The sequence below is a fragment of the Streptomyces sp. NPDC055815 genome, from assembly GCF_053616475.1.
Genome location: NZ_JBSHDU010000069.1, coordinates 18,659 through 43,146 on the forward strand (window position 1 = coordinate 18,659; position 24,488 = coordinate 43,146).

The 24,488-nt window shown below is 72.3% G+C and carries 20 protein-coding genes; 10 read left to right on the forward strand and 10 right to left on the reverse strand.

What is annotated here, in order from left to right:
- Position 1: 1 nt before the first annotated feature.
- A complete protein-coding gene (gene iolC / locus ACWGN5_RS32305; RefSeq protein WP_453521912.1) occupies positions 2–949 on the reverse strand; it encodes a 5-dehydro-2-deoxygluconokinase in 948 nt (315 codons plus the stop codon).
- A gap of 169 nt (positions 950–1,118) precedes the next feature.
- Here iolC and ACWGN5_RS32310 point away from each other — a divergent pair, with 169 nt between their 5' ends.
- Together ACWGN5_RS32310 and ACWGN5_RS32315 are read left to right on the forward strand one after the other, a co-directional pair.
- Entirely contained in the window at positions 1,119–2,039 is a 921-nt protein-coding gene (locus ACWGN5_RS32310) for a sugar phosphate isomerase/epimerase family protein (RefSeq protein ID WP_453521872.1), read from the forward strand.
- A 269-nt stretch (positions 2,040–2,308) separates the two neighbouring features.
- Complete coding sequence (locus ACWGN5_RS32315; protein WP_369144328.1) at positions 2,309–2,506, forward strand: helix-turn-helix transcriptional regulator; 198 nt, start codon at positions 2,309–2,311, stop codon at positions 2,504–2,506.
- A gap of 94 nt (positions 2,507–2,600) precedes the next feature.
- On the opposite strand, the gene ACWGN5_RS32320 is transcribed toward ACWGN5_RS32315, so the two are convergent.
- Positions 2,601–4,928 (reverse strand): MMPL family transporter, encoded by a 2,328-nt coding sequence (locus ACWGN5_RS32320; protein WP_453521875.1) that lies wholly within the window; start codon positions 4,926–4,928, stop codon positions 2,601–2,603.
- A gap of 164 nt (positions 4,929–5,092) precedes the next feature.
- Here ACWGN5_RS32320 and ACWGN5_RS32325 point away from each other — a divergent pair, with 164 nt between their 5' ends.
- A complete protein-coding gene (locus ACWGN5_RS32325) occupies positions 5,093–5,746 on the forward strand; it encodes a TetR/AcrR family transcriptional regulator (protein WP_453521877.1) in 654 nt (217 codons plus the stop codon).
- A gap of 47 nt (positions 5,747–5,793) precedes the next feature.
- Here the strand turns inward: ACWGN5_RS32325 and ACWGN5_RS32330 are convergent, their stop codons facing one another.
- The gene (locus ACWGN5_RS32330) at positions 5,794–7,008 is read right to left on the reverse strand and encodes a cation:proton antiporter (protein ID WP_453521878.1); all 1,215 of its coding nucleotides are present in this window, start codon (positions 7,006–7,008) and stop codon (positions 5,794–5,796) included.
- Positions 7,009–7,135: 127 nt separating this feature from the next.
- Between ACWGN5_RS32330 and ACWGN5_RS32335 the strand changes: the two genes are divergently transcribed.
- Positions 7,136–7,360 carry a heavy-metal-associated domain-containing protein gene (locus ACWGN5_RS32335; protein ID WP_369144332.1) on the forward strand — a complete coding sequence of 75 codons (225 nt, stop codon included), beginning with the start codon at positions 7,136–7,138 and terminating at the stop codon, positions 7,358–7,360.
- 71 nt (positions 7,361–7,431) lie between these two features.
- The gene (locus ACWGN5_RS32340; RefSeq protein WP_453521882.1) at positions 7,432–9,642 is read left to right on the forward strand and encodes a heavy metal translocating P-type ATPase; all 2,211 of its coding nucleotides are present in this window, start codon (positions 7,432–7,434) and stop codon (positions 9,640–9,642) included.
- A 396-nt stretch (positions 9,643–10,038) separates the two neighbouring features.
- Here ACWGN5_RS32340 and ACWGN5_RS32345 read toward each other — a convergent pair whose 3' ends face one another.
- The 5 genes from ACWGN5_RS32345 to ACWGN5_RS32365 form a co-directional block, all read right to left on the reverse strand.
- Entirely contained in the window at positions 10,039–11,328 is a 1,290-nt protein-coding gene (locus ACWGN5_RS32345) for a citrate synthase (RefSeq protein ID WP_453521885.1), read from the reverse strand.
- Positions 11,329–11,507: 179 nt separating this feature from the next.
- A complete protein-coding gene (recD2, locus tag ACWGN5_RS32350) occupies positions 11,508–13,739 on the reverse strand; it encodes an SF1B family DNA helicase RecD2 (protein ID WP_453521888.1) in 2,232 nt (743 codons plus the stop codon).
- Positions 13,740–13,813: 74 nt separating this feature from the next.
- Positions 13,814–14,593, reverse strand: a complete 780-nt coding sequence (locus ACWGN5_RS32355; protein WP_453521913.1) for a sugar phosphate isomerase/epimerase family protein — start codon at positions 14,591–14,593, stop codon at positions 13,814–13,816.
- Between the two features lie 26 nt (positions 14,594–14,619).
- Positions 14,620–15,771 carry a dihydrodipicolinate synthase family protein gene (locus ACWGN5_RS32360; RefSeq protein WP_453521891.1) on the reverse strand — a complete coding sequence of 384 codons (1,152 nt, stop codon included), beginning with the start codon at positions 15,769–15,771 and terminating at the stop codon, positions 14,620–14,622.
- Positions 15,768–16,919 (reverse strand): Gfo/Idh/MocA family protein, encoded by a 1,152-nt coding sequence (locus tag ACWGN5_RS32365; RefSeq protein ID WP_453521894.1) that lies wholly within the window; start codon positions 16,917–16,919, stop codon positions 15,768–15,770. The genes ACWGN5_RS32360 and ACWGN5_RS32365 overlap by 4 nt, the downstream gene beginning before the upstream one ends.
- A 143-nt stretch (positions 16,920–17,062) precedes the next feature.
- Here ACWGN5_RS32365 and ACWGN5_RS32370 point away from each other — a divergent pair, with 143 nt between their 5' ends.
- The 3 genes from ACWGN5_RS32370 to ACWGN5_RS32380 are packed head-to-tail and all read left to right on the forward strand — an operon-like array spanning position 17,063 to position 19,733.
- Positions 17,063–18,109: a LacI family DNA-binding transcriptional regulator gene (locus tag ACWGN5_RS32370; RefSeq protein ID WP_453521897.1), complete on the forward strand. Its 1,047-nt coding sequence runs from the start codon at positions 17,063–17,065 to the stop codon at positions 18,107–18,109.
- Between the two features lie 41 nt (positions 18,110–18,150).
- Positions 18,151–18,717 carry a Uma2 family endonuclease gene (locus ACWGN5_RS32375; protein ID WP_453521900.1) on the forward strand — a complete coding sequence of 189 codons (567 nt, stop codon included), beginning with the start codon at positions 18,151–18,153 and terminating at the stop codon, positions 18,715–18,717.
- 47 nt (positions 18,718–18,764) lie between these two features.
- The gene (locus ACWGN5_RS32380) at positions 18,765–19,733 is read left to right on the forward strand and encodes a linear amide C-N hydrolase (protein ID WP_453521902.1); all 969 of its coding nucleotides are present in this window, start codon (positions 18,765–18,767) and stop codon (positions 19,731–19,733) included.
- Here the strand turns inward: ACWGN5_RS32380 and ACWGN5_RS32385 are convergent.
- Positions 19,694–20,287, reverse strand: coding sequence for an AAA family ATPase (locus ACWGN5_RS32385; RefSeq protein WP_453521903.1), 594 nt, complete (start codon positions 20,285–20,287; stop codon positions 19,694–19,696). The two genes, ACWGN5_RS32380 and ACWGN5_RS32385, sit on opposite strands and share 40 nt — an antisense overlap.
- Positions 20,284–21,273 carry an EamA family transporter gene (locus ACWGN5_RS32390; protein ID WP_453521906.1) on the reverse strand — a complete coding sequence of 330 codons (990 nt, stop codon included), beginning with the start codon at positions 21,271–21,273 and terminating at the stop codon, positions 20,284–20,286. Before ACWGN5_RS32390 ends, ACWGN5_RS32385 begins: the two co-directional genes overlap by 4 nt.
- A gap of 131 nt (positions 21,274–21,404) precedes the next feature.
- Between ACWGN5_RS32390 and ACWGN5_RS32395 the strand changes: the two genes are divergently transcribed.
- Positions 21,405–22,316 (forward strand): LysR substrate-binding domain-containing protein, encoded by a 912-nt coding sequence (locus ACWGN5_RS32395; RefSeq protein ID WP_453521908.1) that lies wholly within the window; start codon positions 21,405–21,407, stop codon positions 22,314–22,316.
- 109 nt (positions 22,317–22,425) lie between these two features.
- Entirely contained in the window at positions 22,426–24,261 is a 1,836-nt protein-coding gene (locus tag ACWGN5_RS32400; protein WP_453521910.1) for a glycoside hydrolase family 3 protein, read from the forward strand.
- The last annotated feature ends 227 nt before the right edge of the window (positions 24,262–24,488 follow it).

Consider the following 24,488-nt stretch of genomic DNA (forward strand, 5'->3'; position numbering starts at 1 on the left):
CCTACCCCTTCTCCGGGAGCGTTCCCGTGCCCGTCGCGAGGGCTTCCGCGATCTCCGTGGCGTCCGGCATCGCGGACGAGCAGGCGAGACGGCCCGCGACGATCGCGCCCGCGGCGTTGGCACGGCGCAGGACCGCGTCCAGGTCCCGGCCGGCGAGCAGGCCGTCGACCAGCGCCCCGCCGAACGCGTCGCCCGCGCCGAGCCCGTTGACGACCTCGACCGGCAGCGGCGGCACCTCGGCGCGGGTCCCGTCGGCGCCGAGCGCGAGGACGCCCGCGGGGCCCTGTTTGACGACGGCGAGCCGGACCGCGCCGGTCGCGAGGAGGGCGCGGGCGGCGGCCTCCGGTTCCCGCTCCCCCGTGGCGACCTCGCACTCGTCGAGGTTGCCGACGGCGACGGTCGCGTGCCGCAGCGCCTCGGTGTAGTACGGGCGGGCCGCCGCCGGGTCCGTCCAGAACATCGGCCGCCAGTCCAGGTCGAGGACCGTCGTCTCCCGGCCGGACCGGGCGCGGAGCGCCTCCAGGGTGGCGGCACGGCTGGGTTCGGCGCACAGGCCGGTGCCGGTCGCCCAGAAGACCCGGGCGGCGCGGATCGCGTCGAGGTCCAGCTCGTGGGCCCGGATCTCCAGGTCGGGGGCGTGCGGGCGGCGGTAGAAGTACAGCGGGAAGTCGTCGGGCGGGAAGAGCGCGCAGAAGGTGACGGGGGTGGGATGGGCGGCGACCTCGGTCACCCAGCGCTCGTCGACGTCGAAGCCCTTGAGCTCGCGGCGCAGGTAGGTGCCGAAGGGGTCGGCGCCGGTGCGGGAGATCAGCGCGGTGCGGCGGCCGAGGCGGGCGGCGGCGACGGCCACGTTGGCCGCGGAGCCGCCGAGGAACTTGCGGAAGGAGTCGACCCGGTCGAGTCCGACGCCGGTCTGGAGCGGGTACAGGTCCACCCCGAGGCGCCCCATGGTGATCAGCTCGTACGGCTCCGTCTCCACGCGCCACCTCTCGGTCGGGCCGCCCTCGGCTCCGCCCTCAGGTCTAGTCGGCCCTGCGGAGGCGTGTCAACGATATGTCCGGACATTCGGACCACCGGACCGCTTGACGGTGCTCCCGGGCCCGGCCAAGGTGGCGCTCATGACGAAGCCGTCGCCGCAGCCGTCGCCACCGTCCCGTATCCGTATCGGCTCCGCCCCCGACTCGTGGGGGGTGTGGTTCCCCGACGATCCCCGGCAGGTGCCGTGGCAGCGGTTCCTCGACGAGGTGTCGGGCGCCGGATACGGCTGGATCGAGCTCGGTCCGTACGGCTATCTGCCCACCGATCCGGCCGTCCTCGCGGAGGAGACCGCTCGGCGCGGCCTGCGGGTCTCGGCGGGGACGGTCTTCACCGGGCTGCACCGCGGCCCGGACGTCTGGGACCGGACCTGGGCGCACGTCGCGGAGAACGCCGCCCTCGCGCAGGCCATGGGCGCGGAGCATCTGGTCGTCATCCCGTCGTTCTGGCGGGACGACAGGACCGGCGAGGTCCTGGAGGAGGCCACGCTCACCGCCGGGCAGTGGCGGGATCTGACCCGGCTGACGGAGCGTCTGGGCCGGGAGGTGCGCGAGCGGTACGGGCTGCGGATCGTCGTCCATCCGCATGCCGACACCCACATCGACGGCGAGGAGAGCGTGACGCGCTTCCTCGACGCCACCGATCCGGACGCGGTCGCGCTCTGCCTGGACACCGGGCACTACGCGTACGCCGGCGGGGACAGCGTGAAGCTGATCGAGACGTACGGGGAGCGGATCGGGTACCTCCACCTCAAGCAGGTCGACCCGGAGGTCCTGGCCGGGGTGGTGGCCGAGCGGGTGCCGTTCGGTCCCGCGGTGGCGCGGGGTGTGATGTGCGAGCCGCCGTCCGGGGTGCCCGCGCTCGAACCGGTGCTCGCCGCCGCGTCGGCGCTCGACGTGGACCTCTTCGCGATCGTCGAGCAGGACATGTACCCGTGCGAGCCGGACGTGCCGTACCCGATCGCCCTGCGGACCCGGCACTTCCTCCGCTCGTGCGGCGTGTGACCGGCGCATACAGCGCTGACCAGGGCTGACGCACGCGGACACGCCGAGAGACGCGTGTGCCACTTCGGTCACACGCGTCCCTCCCCCGTCACGCTTGTCTCCGTTACGCGGGCTGTGCGTCACAGGCGTTCGACAGCCGCTCTCCTCCTGTCGGGAGGGCCGTTGCACCGGGCACAGGCTGATTGATCGCTTGATCACCATCGCCCGCCCGCAGCGCCCCCGAACGGCACCCCCGCCGCCGCTGCGCGGCGCGCAGGGAGGTACCGGGCATGACGGACAGCAGGCTCTGGTCGTACAAGGACATCGCCGCACACATCAAGGTGCAGCCCGACACGGTCCGCTCCTACCGGAAGCACGGGCTTCTTCCGGCGCCGGACCACGTGGAGTCGGGCAAGCCCTACTGGTACGTGGACACGATCCGCGCCTGGGTCGCAGGCCGCCCCGGAAACCGGGCCCGCCGCGACTGACCCCGTCCGCGGCGTAGGCCGGTGACGCCGGGCTCCGGATCCCCCTTCCGGAGCCCGGCGTCCTGCCGTGCCGGGCCGTGCCGTGCCGGGCGGGTCAGCGGACGGCTGTGTACGTTCTCCCGCCCGTGTCGGCGTCGGCGCGGGCATCGGGATCGGCATCGGCGTCGGCGTCGGCATCGGCGGGGGCGTCCGTCTCGCTGATGCCGAAGCGGTCGTGGAAGCGGCGCAGCGGGCCCGGCGCCCACCAGGTGAGGCGGCCGGTCAGCTTCATCACGGAGGGGACGAGGAGGCTGCGGACCACCATCGCGTCCATGAGGACGGCGAGCGCGACGCCGAGTCCGAGCATCTTGGTGTTGGTGACGCGGGAGGTGCCGATGGCGACCATGACGACGGCCAGGATCACGGCGGCGGCGGTGATCAGGCCGCCGGTGTGGCGCAGTCCGAAGCGGACGGAGTGCTCGTGGTCGCCGGTGGCGTCGTACTCCTCCTTGATGCGGGAGAGCAGGAACACCCCGTAGTCCATGGAGAGTCCGAAGGCCACGCAGAACATGAGCACGGGCAGGGTGGTCTCTATGTCGCCGGTGGGGGTGAACCCGAGGAGTCCGGCGAGGTGTCCCTCCTGGAAGACCCAGACGACGGCGCCGAACATGGCCGTGAGGCTGAGGGCGTTGAGGAGGACGGCCTGGACCGGGACGACGAGGCTGCCGGTGAGCAGGAAGACCAGGATCAGGGTGACGAGGACGATGATGCCGGCCGCCCAGGGCAGCCGCTCGGCGATGGCGTCCTTGGAGTCGACGAGGACGGCGGCCGGTCCGGTGACGGAGGTCGCGAACGGGGCCTCGGCCGCGCGGAGTTCCCCGACGACCCGCTGGGCGCCGGCGCCGACGGTCTCGCCCTCGGGCACCACGGTGAAGTAGGCGGAGCCGTCGCCTGCGGTGACGGGCCCCTCGGCCCGGCCGACGCCGTCGAGCGCGGCGATCCGCTCGCGGTAGCCGGCGTACTGCGCGGGGGTGGCGGTCCCTTCGGCGAGGACGGTGAGGGCGCCGCCCGGGTTGCCGGGGAAGCCGTCCCGCAGCTGGTCCTGGACGACCCGGGAGGAGGCGGTGACGGGGAGCTGGCGGTCGTCGGCGGTGCCGAACTTCACGCCGAGGAACGGCAGCCCGAGGAGGACGAGCCCGGCGGTGGTGACGACGGCGAAGACGGGCGCCCGCCGCATCACGAGGGCGGCGGCCCGCCCCCACCCGGCACCGGCGGCGCCGTCCCGGCCCGCGCGGGCGGTGTCGCCCCGGCCCGGGTCGGCGGCGCCGTCCCCGTCGTTGCCCGTGGTGTCCTTCCCCGGCGCTCCGCCGCGCCTGAGGAGGCGCCGGAGGTCCAGGGCGTTGACCCGGTCGCCGAGCAGGACGAGGGCCGCCGGGAGCAGGGTCAGCGCGGCGGTGGCGGCGAGCAGGACGACGGCGATCCCGGCGTACGCGAAGGAGCGCAGGAAGTACTGCGGGAAGACCAGCATCGCGGCGAGCGAGACGGCGACGGTCAGGGCGGAGAAGAGGACGGTCCGCCCGGCCGTGCGCAGCGTCCTGCGGACGGCCGTGGAGGTGTCGGCGCCGGCCGCGAGCTCCTCGCGGTAGCGGCGGACGACGAACAGGGCGTAGTCGATGGCGAGTCCGAGCCCCAGCGCGGTCGTCAGGTTCTGCGCGAAGACGGAGACGTCGGTGAACTCGGTGATGCCGCGCAGGACGGCGTTGGTGCCGAGGATGGCGACGATGCCGACGCCGAGCGGCAGCAGGGCGGCGACGGCGCTGCCGAAGACCATGACGAGCAGGACGAGGGTGAGGGGCAGGGCGATGAGCTCGGCCCGCAGCAGGTCCTCCTGGATGACCGTCTGCATCTCGTGCCGGACGGCGAGCCCGCCGCCGAGGGAGACCTCGACGGGGCCGTGGGTGCCCCGGTACGTGGGGGCGATCCGGTCGAGGACGGCGGCGGCTTCCTTCTCCTCGCCGTCGATCCGGGCGGCGATCACGGCCTGGTGGCCGTCCTCGGAGCGGAGGGCCGGCGAGCCGGTGGACCAGTAGGAGCCGACGCCCTCGACGCCCGGCTCGGCGTCCAGCCGCTCGGCGAGCCGCCGGGCCTCGGCGGCGACGGCCGGGGTGTCGACCCCGGCGTCCCCCGCGTCGACGAGGAGCAGCACGTTCGGCTGGGAGCCGGGGAACTGCCGCTCCAGGGCCTCCGTGGCGTACGTGGACTCGGCGGCCGGGTCCTCCCAGCCGCCGCTGCCCATGCGGTCGGCGACCCCGCCGCCGGCGAGGACGGCGAGGGCGGTGAGGACGAGGGCGACCAGGAGGGTGAGGCGCGGTCTGGCGGTCACGAACCGCGTCCACCCCCCGCCGCTCCCGCCACCGGGAGGTGCTTTCTTGACTTCGGACATGACGCGGTGTCCCCTTCACCGTGGCCCCCGCACGCGCTTCCCGGCAGGTCGCGGGGGCCGCCCATTGCCATAGACTGGCAAACACGAGTGATCACTCGCATTCCCCAAGAATGCGAGCGACCTCTCGTGTTTGTCAAACGTGTCGAGGAGACCTGGGGACAGCCATGTCCGAAGACGTGTCCGAAGAACCGAAGCCGCGCCGCCGTCAGGCCCGCGGCGAGCGCCGCATCGCGCAGCTGCTCCAGGCCGCCGCGAACGTCTTCTGCGCGTACGGGTACACGGCGACCAGCACCAACGCGATCGCCCGGGAGGCGAGCGTCTCGCCCGGCACGCTCTACCAGTACTTCCCGAACAAGGAGGCCATCGCGATCGAGCTCGGCGAGCGCCTCCTGCACGAGATGCGGGAGGCCCACGGCCAGGCGTTCACCCCGGCGAACCTCGCCCTGCCGCTGCCCGAGCTCCTGGACGTCGTCGTCGACCCGATGATCGCGTTCAACTGCGAGCACCCGGTCTTCCTGGCCCTGATGCACGGCTCCGAGGTGCCCGGCCGGATCGCCGAGGAGCACGACGCCCTGCACGCGAACCTGCTGACCTCGGTACGGGACGTGATCGGGCACTTCGCGCCCGAACTGTCGCCGGAGGAGCGCGCCCGGATCGCCGACATGACCTTCGCGATCTTCAAGGGCGGCATGGGGCTCGTCCTGGCCGCCCCCGAGGGCGCCGAGCGGGACGCGACGGTCGCCGAGCTGAAGACCGTCCTGCTGCGCTACCTCTCCCCACTGGTCGACGAGTCGGTCACCACGCGGGCGACCCACTGACCCCAGGTCCGGTCACCACGCGGGCGACCCACTGACCCCAGGTCCGGTCACCACGCCTCCGAGCCGCCGACCGACTCCGGGGAAGGCACCCGGTCCTCCTTCCGTGCCCGCAGTCTCAGGGCGAGGAGCGGGAAGACGAGGACGGAGAGCATCCCGGCCCCGACGAGCGCCGCGGCCTCGCCGGCCGTCATCTCCTTGTCGTCCACGCCGATGGTGGTGATCGCGACGACGAGCGGCAGCGCCGTGGAGCCGTACAGGACGAGCCCGCCCCGGTCCTTGCGGTCGAGGTCGCGCGGGGCGAGGAACCAGATCGGCCCGCCCCGCACGGCCAGGAAGAGCAGCAGGAAGACCGGCAGCAGGAGCAGGGTCCGGCCGCCGTCGAGGAGCGAGTCGAGGTCGAACTCGATGCCGGTGACGACGAAGAAGACCGGGACGAGGAAGCCGAAGCCGACGCCCTCGACCTTCTCCAGGATCTGCGGCCCGGACTCGGGCGCGGCCCCGGTGAGCACGAGCCGGGTGATGAGGCCGGCCGCGAAGGCGCCGAGCAGCACGTCGAGCCCGAGCGCGGTCGAGGCCCCGAGCATCACGGCGAGCAGCAGGAAGACGAAGCGGACGGCGAACTGGCCGCTGCTGTGCAGGGTCTTGGCGATGACCTTCGAGAACCACGGCGGGCGGGGCCGCAGCGCCCAGAGGACGGCCCCGGCGGTGAGCGCGGCGAAGACGGCGAGGAGGGCGGTGGACTCGGCGGCGCCCCGCCCGCTGAGCAGCAGCGCCATCGCGATGATCGGGCCGAACTCGCCGACCGCGCCGAAGGCCATGACGACCGAGCCGAACCGTCCGTGGAGGTCTCCGGCGTCCCGCAGCACCGGCAGGACGGTGCCGAGCGCGGTGCTGGTCAGGGCGACGCCGATGAAGACTCCCTTGGTGTAGCCGCCGCCGAGCAGGACGCCGGTGCCGAGCCCGAGGCCGAGGGCGATGACCCAGGCCCATACGGAGCGCTTGAGGGTGTCGCCGCGGACCTTGCCGAACTCGATCTCGTACCCGGCGAGGAAGATGAGCATGGTGAGGCCGAGCTGCGAGAGTCCGTCGATCAGCGGGTCGGTGTGCGCCCAGTCCAGGACGTCGGGGCCGACGAGGATGCCGAGCAGGATCTCGAAGATGACGAGGGGGACGGGGAGCCTGCGCCCCACCGCGTAGGCGAGCAGCGGCGCCAGGACGGCGATCGCCATGATCAGGATGAGCGTGCTCCCCGAATGCGACATATCGGGTATTTACCATAGGCATTGCCGGGATGCCGGGCCGCGCCGCGAGCGAAAGCGACTGGATTAATACCCCCCAGGGGTATAGTCTCGCTCTCGTAAGACCCTGAATCCCCAGGAGGAGAGCGCCATGTCCGCAGAGACGAAGACCGAACTCACCACCGTCTACCAGGTCAAGGGCATGACCTGCGGCCACTGCGAGGGTGCCGTCTCCGGCGAGATCTCCGAGATCCCCGGCGTCTCCTCGGTCACCGCCGTCGCCAAGACCGGCGAGGTCACCGTCGTCTCCGACGCCCCCCTCGACCACGCGGCCGTCGCCGCGGCCGTGGACGAGGCCGGCTACGAACTGGTCTGACCCCTCTCCGCACAGACCCCGCAGGGCCGTACCGTTACCTGGTACGGCCCTGCTGCCCTTTGGAACCGCACATGCTGAGCACCACCGTCACCGAGCTGACGATCGGCGGGATGACCTGCGCGTCCTGCGCCGCCCGGATCGAGAAGAAGCTCAACCGGATGGACGGCGTCACCGCCACGGTCAACTACGCCACGGAGAAGGCGCACGTCGAACACGCGCCGGACGTCGGCGTCGACGAGCTGATCGCCACCGTCGTGAAGACCGGCTACACCGCCGAGGAACCCCTTCCGCCGGTGGAGGAGCAGGAGGACGAGCAGCCGGAGGACCCCGAGCTCGCCTCCCTCCGGCAGCGGCTCACCGTCTCCGCGCTCCTCGCGGCGCCCGTGGTCCTGCTCGCGATGGTCCCCTCGCTCCAGTTCGACAATTGGCAGTGGCTCTCGCTCACCCTCGCCTCCCCCGTCGTCGTCTGGGGCGGGCTGCCCTTCCACCGGGCCGCCTGGACCAACCTCCGGCACGGCGCCGCCACCATGGACACCCTCGTCTCGGTCGGCACCCTCGCCGCCTACGGCTGGTCCCTCTGGGCCCTGTTCCTCGGCGACGCCGGCATGCCCGGGATGCGCCACGGCTTCGACCTCACCGCCGACCGCGCCCACGCCTCCTCCTCGATCTACCTGGAGGTCGCCGCCGGCGTCGTCACCTTCATCCTCCTCGGCCGCTACCTGGAGGCCCGCGCCAAGCGGAAGGCGGGCGCCGCGCTGCGGGCCCTGATGGAGCTCGGCGCCAAGGACGTGGCCGTCCTCAGGGACGGCAAGGAGGTACGGGTGCCGGTCGGCGAGCTCCGCACCGGCGACCTCTTCGTCGTACGCCCCGGGGAGAAGATCGCCACCGACGGCACCGTCACCGAAGGCGCCTCCGCCGTCGACGCCTCCCTGCTCACCGGCGAGTCGCTGCCCCAGGACGTCGTCCCCGGCTCCGCCGTCACCGGCGGCTGCGTCAACGTCTCCGGCCGCCTCGTCGTCGAGGCCACCCGCGTCGGCGCCGACACCCGGCTGGCCCGGATCGCGCAGCTCGTCGAGGACGCCCAGAGCGGCAAGGCCGAGGTGCAGCGGCTCGCCGACCGGATCTCCGCCGTCTTCGTCCCCGTGGTGCTCCTGATCGCCCTCGGCACCCTCGTCACCTGGCTCCTCGCGACCGACGACGTCACCGCCTCCTTCACCGCGGCCGTCGCCGTCCTGATCATCGCCTGCCCCTGCGCCCTCGGCCTCGCCACCCCGACCGCCCTCATGGTCGGCACCGGCCGGGGCGCCCAGCTCGGCATCCTCATCAAGGGCCCCGAGGTCCTGGAGTCCACCCGCCGCGTCGACACGGTCGTCCTCGACAAGACCGGGACCGTCACCACCGGCCACATGCGGCTGACCGGCGTCCATGTGCACGGCGGGCGGTACGGCACCGACTCCGCCGACGAGACCGAGCTGCTGCGGCTCGCGGGCGCCCTGGAGCACTCCTCCGAGCACCCGGTCGCCCGCGCCGTCACGGCCGGCGCCGCCGAGCGCTGCGGGGAGCTCCCCACCCCCAAGACCTTCGAGAACGTCCCCGGCCTCGGCGTGCGCGGCTCCGTCGACGGCCACCTCGTCCTCGTCGGGCGCGCCGCCCTGCTCGAAGCCGAGGGCGTCGAGGCACCCGCCACCACCGAGCCCGGCGCCGTCCACGTCGCCTGGGACGGGGTGGCGCGGGGCACCCTGACCGTCGCCGACACCGTCAAGGACACCAGCGCCGAGGCCGTCGCCCGGCTGCGCGCCCTGGGACTGCGGCCGGTGCTCCTCACCGGGGACCACCGGGCCGTGGCGGAGGCCGTGGCGGCCGAGGTCGGCATCGACGAGGTCATCGCGGAGGTGCTGCCCGAGGAGAAGGCCGAGGTGATCCGGCGGCTGCGGGCCGAGGGCCGTACGGTCGCGATGGTGGGCGACGGCGTGAACGACGCCGCCGCGCTCGCCGGCGCCGACCTCGGGCTCGCCATGGGGACGGGCACCGACGCGGCCATCGAGGCGAGCGACCTGACCCTGGTCCGGGGCGACCTGCGGGTCGCCGCGGACGCCATCCGGCTGGCCCGGCGGACCCTGGCGACGATCCGCGGAAACCTCGGCTGGGCCTTCGGCTACAACGTCGCCGCGCTCCCCCTCGCGGCGGCCGGACTCCTCAACCCGATGATCGCCGGACTGGCCATGGCCTTTTCGTCCGTCTTCGTCGTATCCAACAGCCTTCGTCTGCGGCGCTTCACGTGAATTCACTTACGCGTGACGCACAGGACCTTCACAAAGAGATCTAGATCACAGATATTGGGGGGTAACCATCTGGGCTGTTCGCGAGTCTAAGTGGGCGATGCCAAGAACGTCTTGGGGGACGTTCATGGGATGTCTTGGGGGACGTCCCAGGCAAGCGCGGCCGGGGCACGTGCACCGGGGAGCTTTGAGCGGCCCTCCCGTACGTGCCCCCGGCAGACCCGCGCACCAGACGCCCGGCCAGGATCCCGTGGGGGGAATCCGCACCGGGACATGGAAAGCGCCCCGCTCGCCGACCCGTGGGGGGATCGGTGGGCGGGGCGCTTTTCGCCTCTTTTGGCGCTCGGTTCGCCTGGCGCGTCAGCCGAAGGTCAGCCGGGCGACCGTGGGGTCAGGGCCTCAGCGGGCCTCGACCGGGACGAAGTCGCGGAGGACCTCGCCCGTGTAGATCTGGCGCGGGCGGCCGATGCGGGAACCCGGCTCCTTGATCATCTCGTGCCACTGGGCGATCCAGCCCGGGAGGCGGCCGAGGGCGAAGAGGACCGTGAACATCTCGGTCGGGAAGCCCATGGCGCGGTAGATCAGGCCCGTGTAGAAGTCCACGTTCGGGTAGAGGTTGCGCGAGACGAAGTACTCGTCGGAGAGCGCGTGCTCCTCCAGCTTGAGCGCGATGTCGAGCAGCTCGTCGGACTTGCCGAGGGCCGAGAGGACATCGTGCGCCGCCGCCTTGATGATCTTGGCGCGCGGGTCGAAGGACTTGTACACCCGGTGGCCGAAGCCCATCAGGCGGACGCCGTCCTCCTTGTTCTTCACCTTGCGGATGAAGGAGTCGACATTGCCGCCGTTGGCCTGGATGCCCTCGAGCATCTCCAGGACCGACTGGTTGGCGCCACCGTGCAGCGGACCCCACAGGGCCGAGATGCCGGCGGAGATCGAGGCGAACATGTTCGCCTGCGAGGAGCCGACCAGACGCACGGTGGAGGTCGAGCAGTTCTGCTCGTGGTCCGCGTGCAGGATCAGCAGCTTGTCGAGCGCGGAGACGACGACCGGGTCCAGGTCGTACTCCTGCGCCGGGACCGAGAAGGTCATGCGCAGGAAGTTCTCGACGTACCCGAGGTCGTTGCGCGGGTAGACGAACGGGTGACCGATCGACTTCTTGTACGCGTACGCCGCGATCGTCGGCAGCTTGGCGAGCAGCCGGATCGTGGACAGGTGACGCTGCTGCTCGTCGAACGGGTTGTGGCTGTCCTGGTAGAAGGTGGACAGCGCGGAGACCACCGAGGACAGCATCGCCATCGGGTGGGCGTCCCGCGGGAAGCCGCGGAAGAAGTTCTTGACGTCCTCGTGGACCAGCGTGTGCTGCGTGATCTCGTTCTTGAAGGTCGACAGCTCGTCGACCTTGGGCAGCTCACCGTTGATCAGCAGGTACGCCACCTCAAGGAAGGTGGAGCGCTCGGCCAGCTGCTCGATGGGGTAGCCGCGGTACCGCAGAATGCCCTGCTCACCATCGAGGTAGGTGATGGCGGATTTATAGGCGGCGGTGTTGCCATATCCGCTGTCCAGGGTGACCAGACCGGTCTGGGCTCGGAGTTTGCCGATGTCGAAGCCCTTGTCGCCGACGGTGCTCTCGACCACCGGGTAGGTGTATTCACCGTCCGCGTACCGCAGTACTACAGAGTTGTCGCTCACGTCATCCCTCACCGACGTAGTGCCTCTTCTTCGAGGTGCCCTGACTGTCTCTACCATCCCCCATTTGGCTCAGGAGAGTGCACTCGGGGTCGCTCATTGGGCCATTCGGCGGCACTCAGTGCCGCCAACCTTCATATCCTGCCCCCTTCGCCCCGGTTCCGGTAGCCCTCCGTGATCTTTCACACGAGGGCGTCCCCTGTGAGCCGATGGGCGAGTGCGGTAAAGCGCCTGCCCGCCGAGACCGTACGGACCGCCTGGGCGATCGCCCGGCGGGAGCCGACCAGGACGACGAGCTTCTTGGCCCGGGTCACGGCCGTGTAGAGCAGGTTCCGCTGGAGCATCATCCAGGCGCTCATGGTGACCGGGATCACCACCGCCGGATACTCGCTGCCCTGCGAGCGGTGGATGGTGACCGCGTACGCGTGGGCGAGTTCGTCCAGCTCGTCGAAGTCGTACGGCACCTCCTCGTCCTCGTCCGTCCGCACGGTCAGCCGCTGCTCGACGGTGTCCAGTGCCGTGACGACGCCGACCGTACCGTTGAAGACCCCGTTGGCCCCCTTCTCATAGTTGTTCCGAATCTGGGTCACCTTGTCACCGACCCGGAAGACCCGGCCGCCGAACCGCTTCTCCGGCAGGTCGGGGCGGGCCGGGGTGATCACCTGCTGGAGCAGGCCGTTCAGCGAGCCCGCGCCGGCCGGGCCGCGGTGCATGGGGGCGAGGACCTGGACGTCCCGGCGCGGATCGAGGCCGAACTTGGCCGGAATCCGCCGGGCCGCGACGTCCACGGCGACCCGGGCGGCGTCCTCCGTCTCCTCCTCCACGAAGAGGAAGAAGTCCGGGAGGCCCTGGGTGAGGGGCGGGGTGCCGGCGTTGATCCGGTGCGCGTTGGTGACCACTCCGGACTGCTGGGCCTGCCGGAAGATCCGCGTCAGCCGCACGGACGGTACGGGGCTGCCGGGGGCCAGCAGATCGCCGAGGACCTCGCCCGCACCGACCGACGGCAACTGGTCGACATCCCCCACGAGCAGCAGATGGGCACCCGGTGCCACCGCCTTGACCAGCTTGTTCGCCAGGAGCAGGTCGAGCATGGAGGCCTCGTCGACGACGACCAGGTCGGCGTCGAGCGGCCGGTCCCGGTCGTAGGCCGCGTCCCCGCCCGGCTTCAGCTCCAGGAGCCGGTGGACGGTGGAGGCCTCGGCGCCGGTCAGCTCGGCGAGCCGCTTGGCGGCCCGGCCGGTGGGGGCGGCGAGCACCACCTTGGCCTTCTTGGCGCGGGCCAGCTCCACGATCGAGCGGACCGTGAAGGACTTGCCGCAGCCGGGGCCGCCGGTGAGCACGGCGACCTTCCGGGTGAGGGCGAGCCGCACCGCCTCCTCCTGCTCGGGCGCGAGGGAGGCCCCCGTACGGTCCGCGAGCCAGGCCAGCGCCTTGTCCCAGGCCACGTCCCGGAAGGCCGGCATCCGGTCCTCCTCGGTCCGCAGCAGCCGCCGCAGCTGCCCGGAAAGGGACAGCTCGGCCCGGTGGAAGGGGATGAGGTAGACGGCGGTGACCGGCACCCCCTCGGGCCCGGGCACGGTCTCCCGCACGACCCCCTCGGGATCGGCGGCGAGCTCACCGAGACACTCGATGACGAGCCCGGTGTCGACCTGCAGCAGCTTCACGGCATCGGAGATGAGCCGCTCCTCGGGCAGGAAGCAGTGCCCCTGGTCGCTGGACTGCGACAGCGCGTACTGCAGGCCCGCCTTCACCCGGTCGGGACTGTCGTGCGGGATGCCGACGGACTGGGCGATCTTGTCGGCGGTGAGGAACCCGATGCCCCACACGTCCGCGGCGAGCCGGTACGGCTGGTTCCGGACGACGGAGATCGAGGCGTCCCCGTACTTCTTGTAGATCCGCACGGCGATCGAGGTGGAGACCCCCACCCCCTGGAGGAAGACCATCACCTCCTTGATGGCCTTCTGCTCCTCCCAGGCGGCGGTGATGTTCTTCGTCCGCTTGGGGCCGAGCCCCGGCACCTCGATCAGCCGGGCCGGGGCCTCCTCCAGGATGTCGAGGGTGTCCAGCCCGAAGTGCTGCGTGATCCGGTCGGCGAAGACGGGCCCGATGCCCTTGACGAGCCCCGACCCGAGATAGCGCCGGATGCCCTGGATCGTGGCGGGCAGCACGGTCGTGTAGTTGTCCACGGTGAACTGCTTGCCGTACTGCGGGTGGGACCCCCAGCGCCCCTCCATCCGCAGCGACTCCCCCGGCTGCGCACCGAGCAGCGCGCCCACCACCGTGAGCAGATCCCCGGCACCCCGCCCGGTGTCGACCCGGGCGACCGTGTACCCGCTCTCCTCGTTGGCGTACGTGATCCGCTCCAGGACACCCTCGACGACGGCGGGACGGTACGGCTGACCCTCGTTGGACATGCACCGACGGTAGCGAACGGGTACGACACGCGGGGCGACCGAGGCCCGGCACGGTGCCCCGGTGCGCACCGGTGTCACGGGCGGATCGCGCGGTATCTCCCGACCGTCTCCTCCAGGACCTCCACGCCGTCCCTCGCCCACAGTTCGTCGTTGAAGAGTTCCACCTCCACCGGGCCCGTGTAGCCCGCCTTGTCGAGCAGGTCGGCCCAGGCGCGGAGGTCGATCACCCCGTCGCCGAGCTGGCCCCGGCCGTTGAGGACGCCCGCCGGGAGGGGGGTCGTCCAGTCGGCGAGCTGGAAGGAGTGGATGCGGCCCGTCGCGCCCGCGCGTTCCACCGCCGCCGGGGCCCGGTCGTCCCACCAGAGGTGGTACGTGTCGACCGTGACCCCCACCTGCGCGGCGGGGAAGTGCTCCGCGATCTCCAGGGCCTGGTCCAGGGTGGAGATCGCGCACCGGTCGGAGGCGTACATCGGGTGCAGGGGCTCGATCGCGAGGCGGATTCCGCGTGCGCCCGCGTAGGGGGCGAGGGTGCCGATCGCCTCCGTGATGCTGGCCCTCGCGGACGGCAGGTCCGGGCAGGCGGGGGTGAGGCCGCCTGAGACCAGGACCAGGGTGTCCGTGCCGAGCGTCACGGCCTCGTCGATCGCCGCGCGGTTCTCCGCCTCCCAGCCGTCCGAGGTGAAGAACCCGCCCCGGCAGAGGGTGGTGACGGTCAGGCCCGCGTCCCGGACCAGAGCGGCGGCGGCCTCCACCCCGTACTCCCGCACCGGTTCGCGCCACAGGCCGATGCCCGGGACGCCCAGTCGGAGGCAGTGCTCCACCAGTTCGGGCAGGGGCAGCTGTTTCACCGTCATCTGGTTGACGCTGAAGCGGTCGAGGTTCACTGAGGGACTCCGTACACGGTGAGGAGCGAGCGCATCCGGGACTCCGCGCGTGCCGGGTCCGGGAACAGGCCGAGGCCGTCGGCCAGTTCGTACGCGCGGGCCAGGTGCGGCAGCGAGCGCGCGGACTGCAGGCCGCCGACCATCGCGAAGTGCTCCTGGTGGCCGGCCAGCCACGCGAGGAACACCACGCCCGTCTTGTAGAAGCGGGTGGGCGGCTGGAAGAGGTGCCGGGAGAGGGCGACGGTCGGGTCGAGGGTCTTGCGGAAGCCGTCGACGTCACCGGTGTCGAGCGTCCTCACCGCCTCCGCCGCCAGCGGGCCCAGCGGGTCGAAGATGCCGAGCAGGGCGTGGCTGAAGCCCTGTTCGTCGCCCGCGATCAGCTCCGGGTAGTGGAAGTCGTCGCCCGTGTAGCAGCGCACGCCCTCCGGGAGGCGGCGGCGCAGCTCGACCTCGCGCCGGGCGTCGAGGAGCGAGACCTTGATGCCGTCGACCTTGTCGGGGTGGGCCGCGATCACGTCGAGGAAGGTCTCGGTGGCCGCGTCGAGGTCGGCCGAGCCCCAGTAGCCGTCGAGGGCCGGGTCGAACATGGGGCCCAGCCAGTGCAGGATCACCGGCTCGCTCGCCTGCCGGAGCAGGTGGCCGTAGAGGTCGAGGTAGTCCTCGGGGCCGTGCGCGGCGGCCGCGAGGGCCCGGGAGGCCATGAGGACGGCCTGCGCGCCCGCCTCCTCCACGACCGTGAGCTGTTCCTCGTACGCCGCGCGGATCTCCGGCAGGGTTCCGGCGGTGATCTGGTCGGTGCCGACGCCGCAGGCGATGCGGCCGCCGACGCCGTGCGCCTCCGCGGCGCTGCGGCGGATCAGCTCCGCCGCGCCCGCCCAGTCGAGTCCCATCCCGCGCTGCGCGGTGTCCATGGCCTCGGCGACGCCGAGGCCGTGGGACCAGAGGTGGCGGCGGAAGGCGAGGGTGGCGTCCCAGTCGATGGCGGCCGGGGAGTCGGGGGTGGTGTCGGCGTACGGGTCGGCGACGACGTGCGCGGCGGAGAAGACCGTACGGGAGGCCGGCGGGCCCGCCGCGGAGAGCGTGAGCGGTTCGGTGCGGGGCTCGTACGCGCGCGTGGAGCCGTCCGGGGAAGGGAGGCGGATCGTCACAGGGTCACCTTCGGGACGTCCAGGCGGCGGCCTTCGGCGGCCGAACGCAGGCCCAGTTCGGCGAGCTGGACGCCGCGGGCGCCGGCGAGGAGGTCCCAGTGATACGGCTCGTCGAGCGCGACGTGCCGGAGGAACAGCTCCCACTGGGCCTTGAAGCCGTTGTCGAACTCGGCGTTGTCGGGGACCTCCTGCCACTGCTCGCGGAAGGACTCGGTGGCGGGGATGTCGGGGTTCCAGACGGGCTTCGGGGTGGCCGAGCGGTGCTGGACGCGGCAGCCGCGCAGTCCGGCGACGGCGGAGCCGTGGGTGCCGTCGACCTGGAACTCGACGAGCTCGTCGCGGTGGACGCGGACCGTCCAGGAGGAGTTGATCTGGGCGATGGCGCCGCCCTCCAGCTGGAAGATGCCGTACGCGGCGTCGTCGGCGGTGGCGGCGTACGGCTTGCCCTGCTCGTCCCAGCGCTGCGGGACGTGGGTGGCGACGTGGGCCGTGACGCTGGTGACGCGGCCGAAGAGCTCGTGGAGCACGTACTCCCAGTGCGGGAACATGTCGACGACGATGCCGCCGCCGTCCTCGGCGCGGTAGTTCCAGCTGGGGCGCTGGGCGTCCTGCCAGTCGCCCTCGAAGACCCAGTAGCCGAACTCGCCGCGTACGGACAGGATCTCGCCGAAGAAGCCGCCGTCGATGAGGCGCTTGAGCTTGAGCAGGCCGGGGAGGAAGAGCTTGTCCTGGACGACGCCGTGCTTGATGCCCTTCGCCTCGGCGAGGCGGGCGAGCTCCAGGGCGCCGGCGAGGTCGGCCGCGGTGGGCTTCTCGGTGTAGACGTGCTTGCCGGCGGCGATGGCCTTGGTGATCGCCTCGACGCGGGCCGAGGTGACCTGGGCGTCGAAGTAGACGTCGACGGTCTCGTCGGCGAGGACGGCGTCGAGGTCGGTGGACCACTCGGTGAGGCCGTGGCGCTCGGCGAGGGCGCGCAGGGCGTGCTCGCGGCGGCCGACGAGGACCGGCTCGGGCCAGAGGGTCTCGCCGTTGCCGAGGTCGAGGCCGCCCTGTTCGCGCAGGGCGAGGATCGAGCGGACGAGGTGCTGGCGGTGTCCCATGCGCCCGGTGACGCCGTTCATGGCGATGCGGACTGTCCTGCGTGTCACGAAAGGTTCCTCTCCGCGGTGCTCAGCGCCCTCGCCCCGCTCCGGACAGAAAGCGCTTTCCATCGGGGATGACGCTAGCCTGCCGACATCGCCGTCGACAAGGGCCCCGGAGGTACGCACACGATGCTGGAGGTACGCACGCGATGACCGTCACCCTGGCGGACGTGGCCGCCCGTGCCGGGGTCTCCCCCGCCACCGTCTCCCGCGTCCTGAACGGCAACTACCCGGTCGCCGCGTCGACCCGGGAACGGGTGCTGCGGGCCGTGGACGAGCTCGACTACGTCCTCAACGGCCCCGCGAGCTCCCTCGCCGCCGCCACGTCCGACCTGGTCGGCGTCCTCGTCAACGACATCGCCGACCCCTTCTTCGGGATCATGGCGAGCGCGGCGCAGAGCGCGATCGGGGAGAGCGCGACGGGGCGCGGCGGGGGCGAGAAGCTCGCCGTCGTCTGCAACACCGGCGGCTCCCCCGAGCGCGAGCTGACCTATCTCACCCTCCTCCAGCGGCAGCGGGCCGCGGCCGTGATCCTCATGGGCGGCTCCCTGGAGGACCCCGAGCACCTCGCGGCGACGGCCGGGAAGCTGACGAAGCTGGCGGAGGCCGGGACCCGGGTGGTGCTCTGCGGGCGGCCGCCGGTCCCGGGCGACGCGAGCACGGCGGCGCTCGTCTTCGGCAACCGCAGCGGGGGGCGCCTGCTCACCGAGCACCTGCTCGGACTCGGCCACCGGCGGATCGGCTACGTGGCGGGGCCGGCCGACCGCACCACCACCCGGCACCGTCTGGAGGGCCACCGGGAGGCGCTCGCGGCGGCGGGCGTGGCGGAGGGCCCGACGGTCCACGGCCCGTACGACCGCGCTTCCGGCCACGAGGCGACGGCGGAACTCCTCGCCCGGGACCCCCACCTCACGGCGGTCGTCGCGGCCAACGACACGGTGGCGCTCGGCGTTTGCGCGGCCCTGCGGGAACGGGGCCTGTCGATCCCCGGCGACGTGTCGGTCGCGGGCTTCGACGACCTGCCGTTCGCGGTGGACGCGGTCCCGGCCCTGACGACCGTACGACTGCCGCTGCACGAGGCGGGGGTGCGGGCGGGCCGCCTGGCGACGGGCGCGGAGGAGCCCCCGGCGGACGGCGTGGAACCGGTGCCGGGGGAGCTGGTGGTACGGGGGTCGACGGCGGCGCCGCGGGGGTAGCCGACCGCTATCGTGGTGACGAGCGCCACACGGAGGATCGCATGACGACCATACTGATGGACCTTTCCACCGCCTGGGACGTCCTGGACGGCGTCGCCCTGCCCAACGGCTACCGCGTCGAGATCACGGACGGAAAGATCATCATGACCCCCCAGGGCGAGCAGCAGTGGAAGGTGATCCTGCGGGCCGCCCCCCAGATCGAGCAGCAGCTCGCCGGACATGGCGAGATCCTCTCGGCCGTCATGATCGACTTCCCGTCGAGCCTTTACGGCTACGCCCCCGACCTGGCCATCGTCGCCCCCGGCTCCGAGCGGAACAAGCGGGGCCGCTTCGAGTGGCACAGCCTGGAGGCCGTGCTGGAGATCATCTCGCTCAGCACTCGGGACAACGACTTCGAGAAGAAGCTCCGGATGTACGCGGAGTGCGGGATCCCGCTCTACGTGATCATCGACCCTTCCGAGAACGTCTGCACCATCCACAGCAACCCGACCCGCACCGGCAGCTACGCACAGCAGGAGCTGGTCTCCTTCGGCGAGGACCTGACTCTACCCCTCGAAGGGCGCGAGATCGTCGTCAAGACCGACGGCTTCCCGCGCTCCGAAGGCTGAACGTGCCGTTCCCCTTCGGGCAGGTTTCTCCCGATTAGCCTGGCCGCATGTGTACGCGTGTCATGTGGCGGGCCGTCGGGCAGCCGGTGGTCGTCGGTCGCAATATGGACTGGAAGCAGGGCCTCGGCACGAATCTGTGGGTGCTGCCCCGGGGCGTCGAGCGGGTCGGCGTGCGGGGCGGCGACCCCGCGCCGCTGCGGTGGACCGCGGCGTACGGGAGCGTGGTGGCGACCGCGTACGACAGTGCCACGACCGACGGCGTCAACGAGCGCGGGCTCGGGGCGCACCTGCTGTGGCTGGCCGAGGCCGACTTCGGAGAGCGGGACGCCCGGCTGCCCGCGGTGAGCGTCTCGATGTGGACCCAGTACGTCCTGGACCGGTTCGCGACGGTCGCCGAGGCGGTCGCGTCGATGGAGGCCGAGCCCTTCCAGGTGCGGCCGCAGGGCGACGCGCACGCGGGGACGTTCAGCACCGTGCACCTCGCGATCGAGGACGCGGGCGGCGACTCGGCGGTCGTGGAGTTCCTGGACGGCAAGCCCCGCATCCACCATGACCGTTCGTACACGGTGATGACCAACTCCCCGCCGTTCGACGAGCAGTTGGCACATCTGCGGAAGTACCAGGGTTTCGGCGGCGAGTTGCCTCTGCCGGGGACGACCGAGGCCGCCGACCGTTTCGTCCGGGCGGCCTACTACCTGGACCGGCTGCCGCCCGCCGAGACGCCGGCCCGTGCCTACGCGGCGCTCCTGAGCGTCATGCGGAACGCCGCCCAGCCGTTCGGGACGCCCGATCCGGCCCGGCCGAACATCTCCGCGACGATCTGGCGCACCCTCGCGGACCTGACCAACCGGGTGTACGCCTTCGAGTCCTCGTACTCCCCCGACATCGTCTGGACCCGGCTCGACGCGCTCGACTTCGGCCGGGCCGCGCGGCTCGACCTCTCGGTCGAGGGGCTGCTCGGGGACGTCGGTGACCGCTACGAGCCGGCGGAGCCGTTCGCCTTCGCGTCCGCGTAGGCGGCCAGGCCCGTCGCCGCGAGGACCGCGTCGACCGTCTCCTCGACCGTCTGCTCGGCGTTGTCGATCCAGACGCCCTCGCCGGAGAGCTCCGCGCGCATGGCCTCGTCCAGGAACGCCCAGTTCGTCGTCAGCTTCTTGTGGCGGGCATTGTTGCGCTCCCAGGCCTTGTCCGGGCCCGGGGCGAGGATCACCACGTGGAGCGGGGCCGCCTTCGCGTGGGCGCGGTAGAAGTCCAGGTGCGAGCGGCGTACGACCACGTCGTCGAGGACCGGCAGGAAGCCGGCCGCGGCGAAGCTGTCCGCGAGCAGGCAGCCGTTGCGGGCGCGCAGCAGGATCTGGCGGTCCGCCTCCGGGTCGCCGTCCGGGGTCGGCCAGTGGCAGCCCTGGACGATCAGCTCCTGGAGGTGGTCGACCTCGATGTGCGCGGCGCGGGCGAACCGCGCCGCGAGGGCCGCCGCGACCGTGGACTTCCCGCTGCCGGGGATTCCGGCCAACAAGACGGTGCCGGGGGCGGGTTCGGTGCTGTCGACGACGACGTTCTCGAAGGTCATGCGCGCCTTTCCTCGCTGGTGGGACGGGGGAACGATACGGGCACGGCCTCGGCGCGCGCCATGGGATTCCGTACCGCGCTCCGTCCCGGGACACCGCGCGGCGCGAGCGAGGTCAGGGCCACTCCCCCGACGAGCAGCGCCGCCGCGCACCAGCGGAGCGGGCTCACCGGCTCGCCCAGGACGAGCGCCGCCGAGGACATGCCGAAGACGGGCACGAGGAGGGAGAAGGGGGCGACGGAGGAAGCCGGGTAGCGGCGGAGGAGCAGGCCCCAGGCGCCGAAGCCGAAGACGGTCGTGATCCAGGCGACGTACGCGATGACGCCGACGCCCGTCCAGTCGAGCCCGCGCAGGGCCGCGAGGTCGCGCTCGGGGCCCTCCAGGAGGAGGGACAGGGCGAGGAGCGGCAGGACCGGCACCGTACTGACCCAGACCATGAAGTTGAGGGCGTCGGGCGGGGCGGCCTTGCGGGTCAGGACGTTGGAGACGCCCCAGCAGGCCGCGGCGGCGATCACCAGGGCGAAGCCGACGAGCGGGCCCGAGCCGCCCTCGTCGACGGCGGCCACGCCGATGCCGGCGAGGGCCACCGCCATCCCGAGCACCTGCCGCCGCGCCGGGCGTTCGCCGAGGGCGGCGAAGGCGAGGAGGGCGGTGAAGACGGCCTGGACCTGGAGGACGAGGGAGGAGAGTCCGGCCGGGGCGCCGAGGTCCATGCCGGTGAAGAGCAGCCCGAACTTGGCCACGCCGAGGACGAGTCCGACGCCCACGATCCTTCCCCAAGCTCTCAACTCCGTTCGAGCAGGGGAGACCCCATCCCACGCGACCTTCGGGCGACCGACGAGGAACACCGCCGGCAGGGCGGCGACGAGGAAGCGGAGGGCGGAGAAGAGCAGCGGCGGGAAGTGGTCGAGGCCGATCTCGATGACGACGAAGTTGACTCCCCAGACGGCGGCGACCAGGGCGGCGAGGGCGATGTGGGCGGGGCGCATGCGATCGAGCATGGCCGCCGCCGACCGTGTAGCACCAGCACAGGTCTCTTCATGGTGGGATGAAGCACTGCTACATCCAGAAACTCCCAGGAACATCCAGGAACATCCAGGAACTCTCACAGGAGGTGCCCGTGCTGGACCTCGGCCGTCTGCGCGCCCTGCACGCCGTCGCCGTCCACGGCAGCGTCGGCGCCGCCGCCACCGCCCTCGGCTACACCCCGTCCGCGGTCTCGCAGCAGATCGCGAAGCTGGAGCGGGAGACCCGTACGACCCTGCTCGAACGCAGCGGCCGCGGCATCCGGCTCACCGACGACGCCCATCAGCTCGCCGCCACCGCACGCCAGTTGCTCGCGCTCGTCGAGGAGGCGGAGGTACGGCTCGAGGAGCGGCGGGGCCGGCCCGCCGGGCGGCTCACGATCGCCTGCTTCGCGAGCGCGGCCCGCGGTCTGATGCCCCGGGCGCTCGCCGAGCTGGCCCGGCTCCACCCGGACCTCGACGCCCGCCTCTCGGAGGTGGACCCGCACCTCTCGGTCGACCTGGTGGCGCGCGGCGTGATCGACCTGGCGGTGGCGCACGACTGGGACATCGCGCCGCTGCCGACGCCGCCGGGGGTCGAGCAGGTGGTCATCGGCGACGACCTGTGCGACATCCTCGTCCACCGGGACCATCCGCTGGCGGCGCGGGACGCGGTGCGCCGGGAGGAGCTGGCCGGGGAGCGGTGGATCTCGCAGCCGCCGGGGACGGTCTGCCACGACTGGCTGACGCGGACGCTGCGGGCCACGGGGTACGAGCCGCTGATCGTCCATCAGGCCGAGGAGAACCACACCCAGGTGGCCCTGGTGGCGGCCGGTCTCGGCATCGCCCTCGTGCCGCGCCTGGGCCGCGGGGCCCTGCCGGCGGAGGTCGTTCCGGTGCGGCTCGACCCGACGCCGACGCGCCGGCTGCACGCCATGTGGCGGACAGGTGCGGCGCGGCGCCCGGCGATCCGGGAGACGGTCCGTACGCTCCAGGAGCTCTGGCCCACGATCGCCTCGGCCGCCTGAGGCGGGCGGGAACGATTCCTGCGCGGGTCCTTGACCTGGCAGTTACTTTCGGGCTATCCGTGACACCTTGGAAGTTTCCTTCAACCTTGCACGGCCGGAAGGAGCATCAGTGCACCACCGCGCCCCCGCCCCCTCCCGACGCACCCTCCTCACGGTGACCGCCGCAGCCGCCGCCGCGGCCGTCACCGGCTTCACCGCCCCCGCCGCCCACGCGGAGACGGACGTCCGGGCCACCGACCTGAAACTCCGGCGGATCATCGACCGGATGTCACTGGAGGAGAAGGTCGGCCAGCTCTTCGTGATGCGGGTCTACGGCCACTCCGCCACCGCCCCCGACCAGGCCGACATCGACGCCAACCTCAAGGAGATCGGCGTCCGCACCGCCGCCGAGCTCGTCGAGCGCTACCACGTCGGCGGGATCATCTACTTCTCCTGGGCCCACAACACCCGCGACCCCCAGCAGATCACCGCCCTCTCCAACGGCATCCAGCAGGCCGCGCTCGCGCAGCCCACCCCGGTCCCGGTGCTCATCTCCACCGACCAGGAGCACGGCATCGTCTGCCGGGTCGGCAAGCCCGCCACCCTGCTGCCCGGGGCGATGGCCCTCGGCGCCGGCGGCTCGCACGCGGACGCCCGCAAGGCCGCGGAGATCGCGGGCGAGGAACTCGCCGCCGTCGGCATCCGGCAGAACTACGCCCCCGTCGCCGACGTGAACGTCAACCCGGCCAACCCCGTCATCGGGGTCCGTTCCTTCGGCTCCGACCCGCAGGCCGTCGCCGGGCTCGTCGCCGCGCAGGTGAAGGGGTACCAGCGGGCCGGGGTCGCGGCCACCTCCAAGCACTTCCCGGGGCACGGCGACACCTCCGTCGACAGCCACTACGGCCTGCCGACGATCACCCACACCCGGGAGCAGTGGGCCGAGCTCGACGCGCCGCCGTTCCGGTCCGCGATCGACGCCGGCATCGACTCGATCATGACCGCGCACATCGTGGTCCCCGCGCTCGACCCCAGCGAGGACCCGGCGACGCTCTCCCGGCCCATCCTCACCGGCATCCTCCGCGAGCAGCTCGGCTACGACGGCGTGGTGGTCACCGACTCCCTCGCCATGGAGGGGGTACGCACCAAGTACGGGGACGAGCGCGTCCCCGTCCTCGCCCTCAAGGCCGGCGTGGACCAGCTGCTCAACCCGCCCAAGCTCGACGTCGCCTGGAACGCGGTCCTGAAGGCCGTCAAGGACGGCGAACTGACGGAGGCCCGGCTCGACGAATCGATCCTGCGGATCCTGCGGCTCAAGGCGAAGCTGGGGCTCTTCCGGCAGGCGTACGCGACCCGGGCGGCCGTCGACCGCGTCGTCGGCACCGAGTCCCACCTCGCCCACGCCGACCGGATCGCCGAGGCCACCACGACGCTCCTCGTCAACGAGGACGGCTTCCTGCCGCTGAGCCCGGCCTCCCACCGCTCGGTCCTCGTCGTCGGCGCCGACCCCGCCTCTCCGTCCGGTACGACGGGGCCGCCGACGACGACGCTCGCGACGGCGCTCTCGGAACTGGGCTTCACCGCGACGGCGCTGTCGACCGGGATCACGCCGACGGCCGCGAAGATCGAGGAGGCGGTGGGGGCGGCGGCGGGCAAGGACGTCGTCGTCGTGGGCACGTACAACGTCTCGGCGACCAGCCCGCAGCGGACGCTGGTCGCGCGGCTCGTGGCGACCGGGGTGCCGGTGGTGACGGTCGCGATCCGGAACCCCTACGACGTCGCACGTCTTGAGGGGCAGCGGGCGGCGCTCGCGTCCTACTCCTGGACGGACGTCGAACTCCGGGCGGCGGCGCGGGTCCTGGCGGGCCGCGCGCGGCCCCGGGGCCGCCTGCCGGTCCCGATCCAGAACGCGACGGACCCGACGAAGGTCCTGTACCCGCTGGGGCACGGGCTGTCTTACGACCGCTGACGGGCCGTGCCGCCCGTTGTGGGCAGGCGTTCCGCCGGGACGGCGCCCCGTCCGTTGTGGGCATGCGTTCCGCCGGGGCGGGACGGGTGGGCACAACGGAACGGCGCCCTTGCCGGCGCCCGAGGCTTCCGCGCCTGAACCCGCACCCCGTGCGCAGTGCACTGGTGGTGCGGGTCCAGGCCCGGAACGCGGAGGCGCCGCTGGGCGCGCCGTCCCGTGTGCCCACC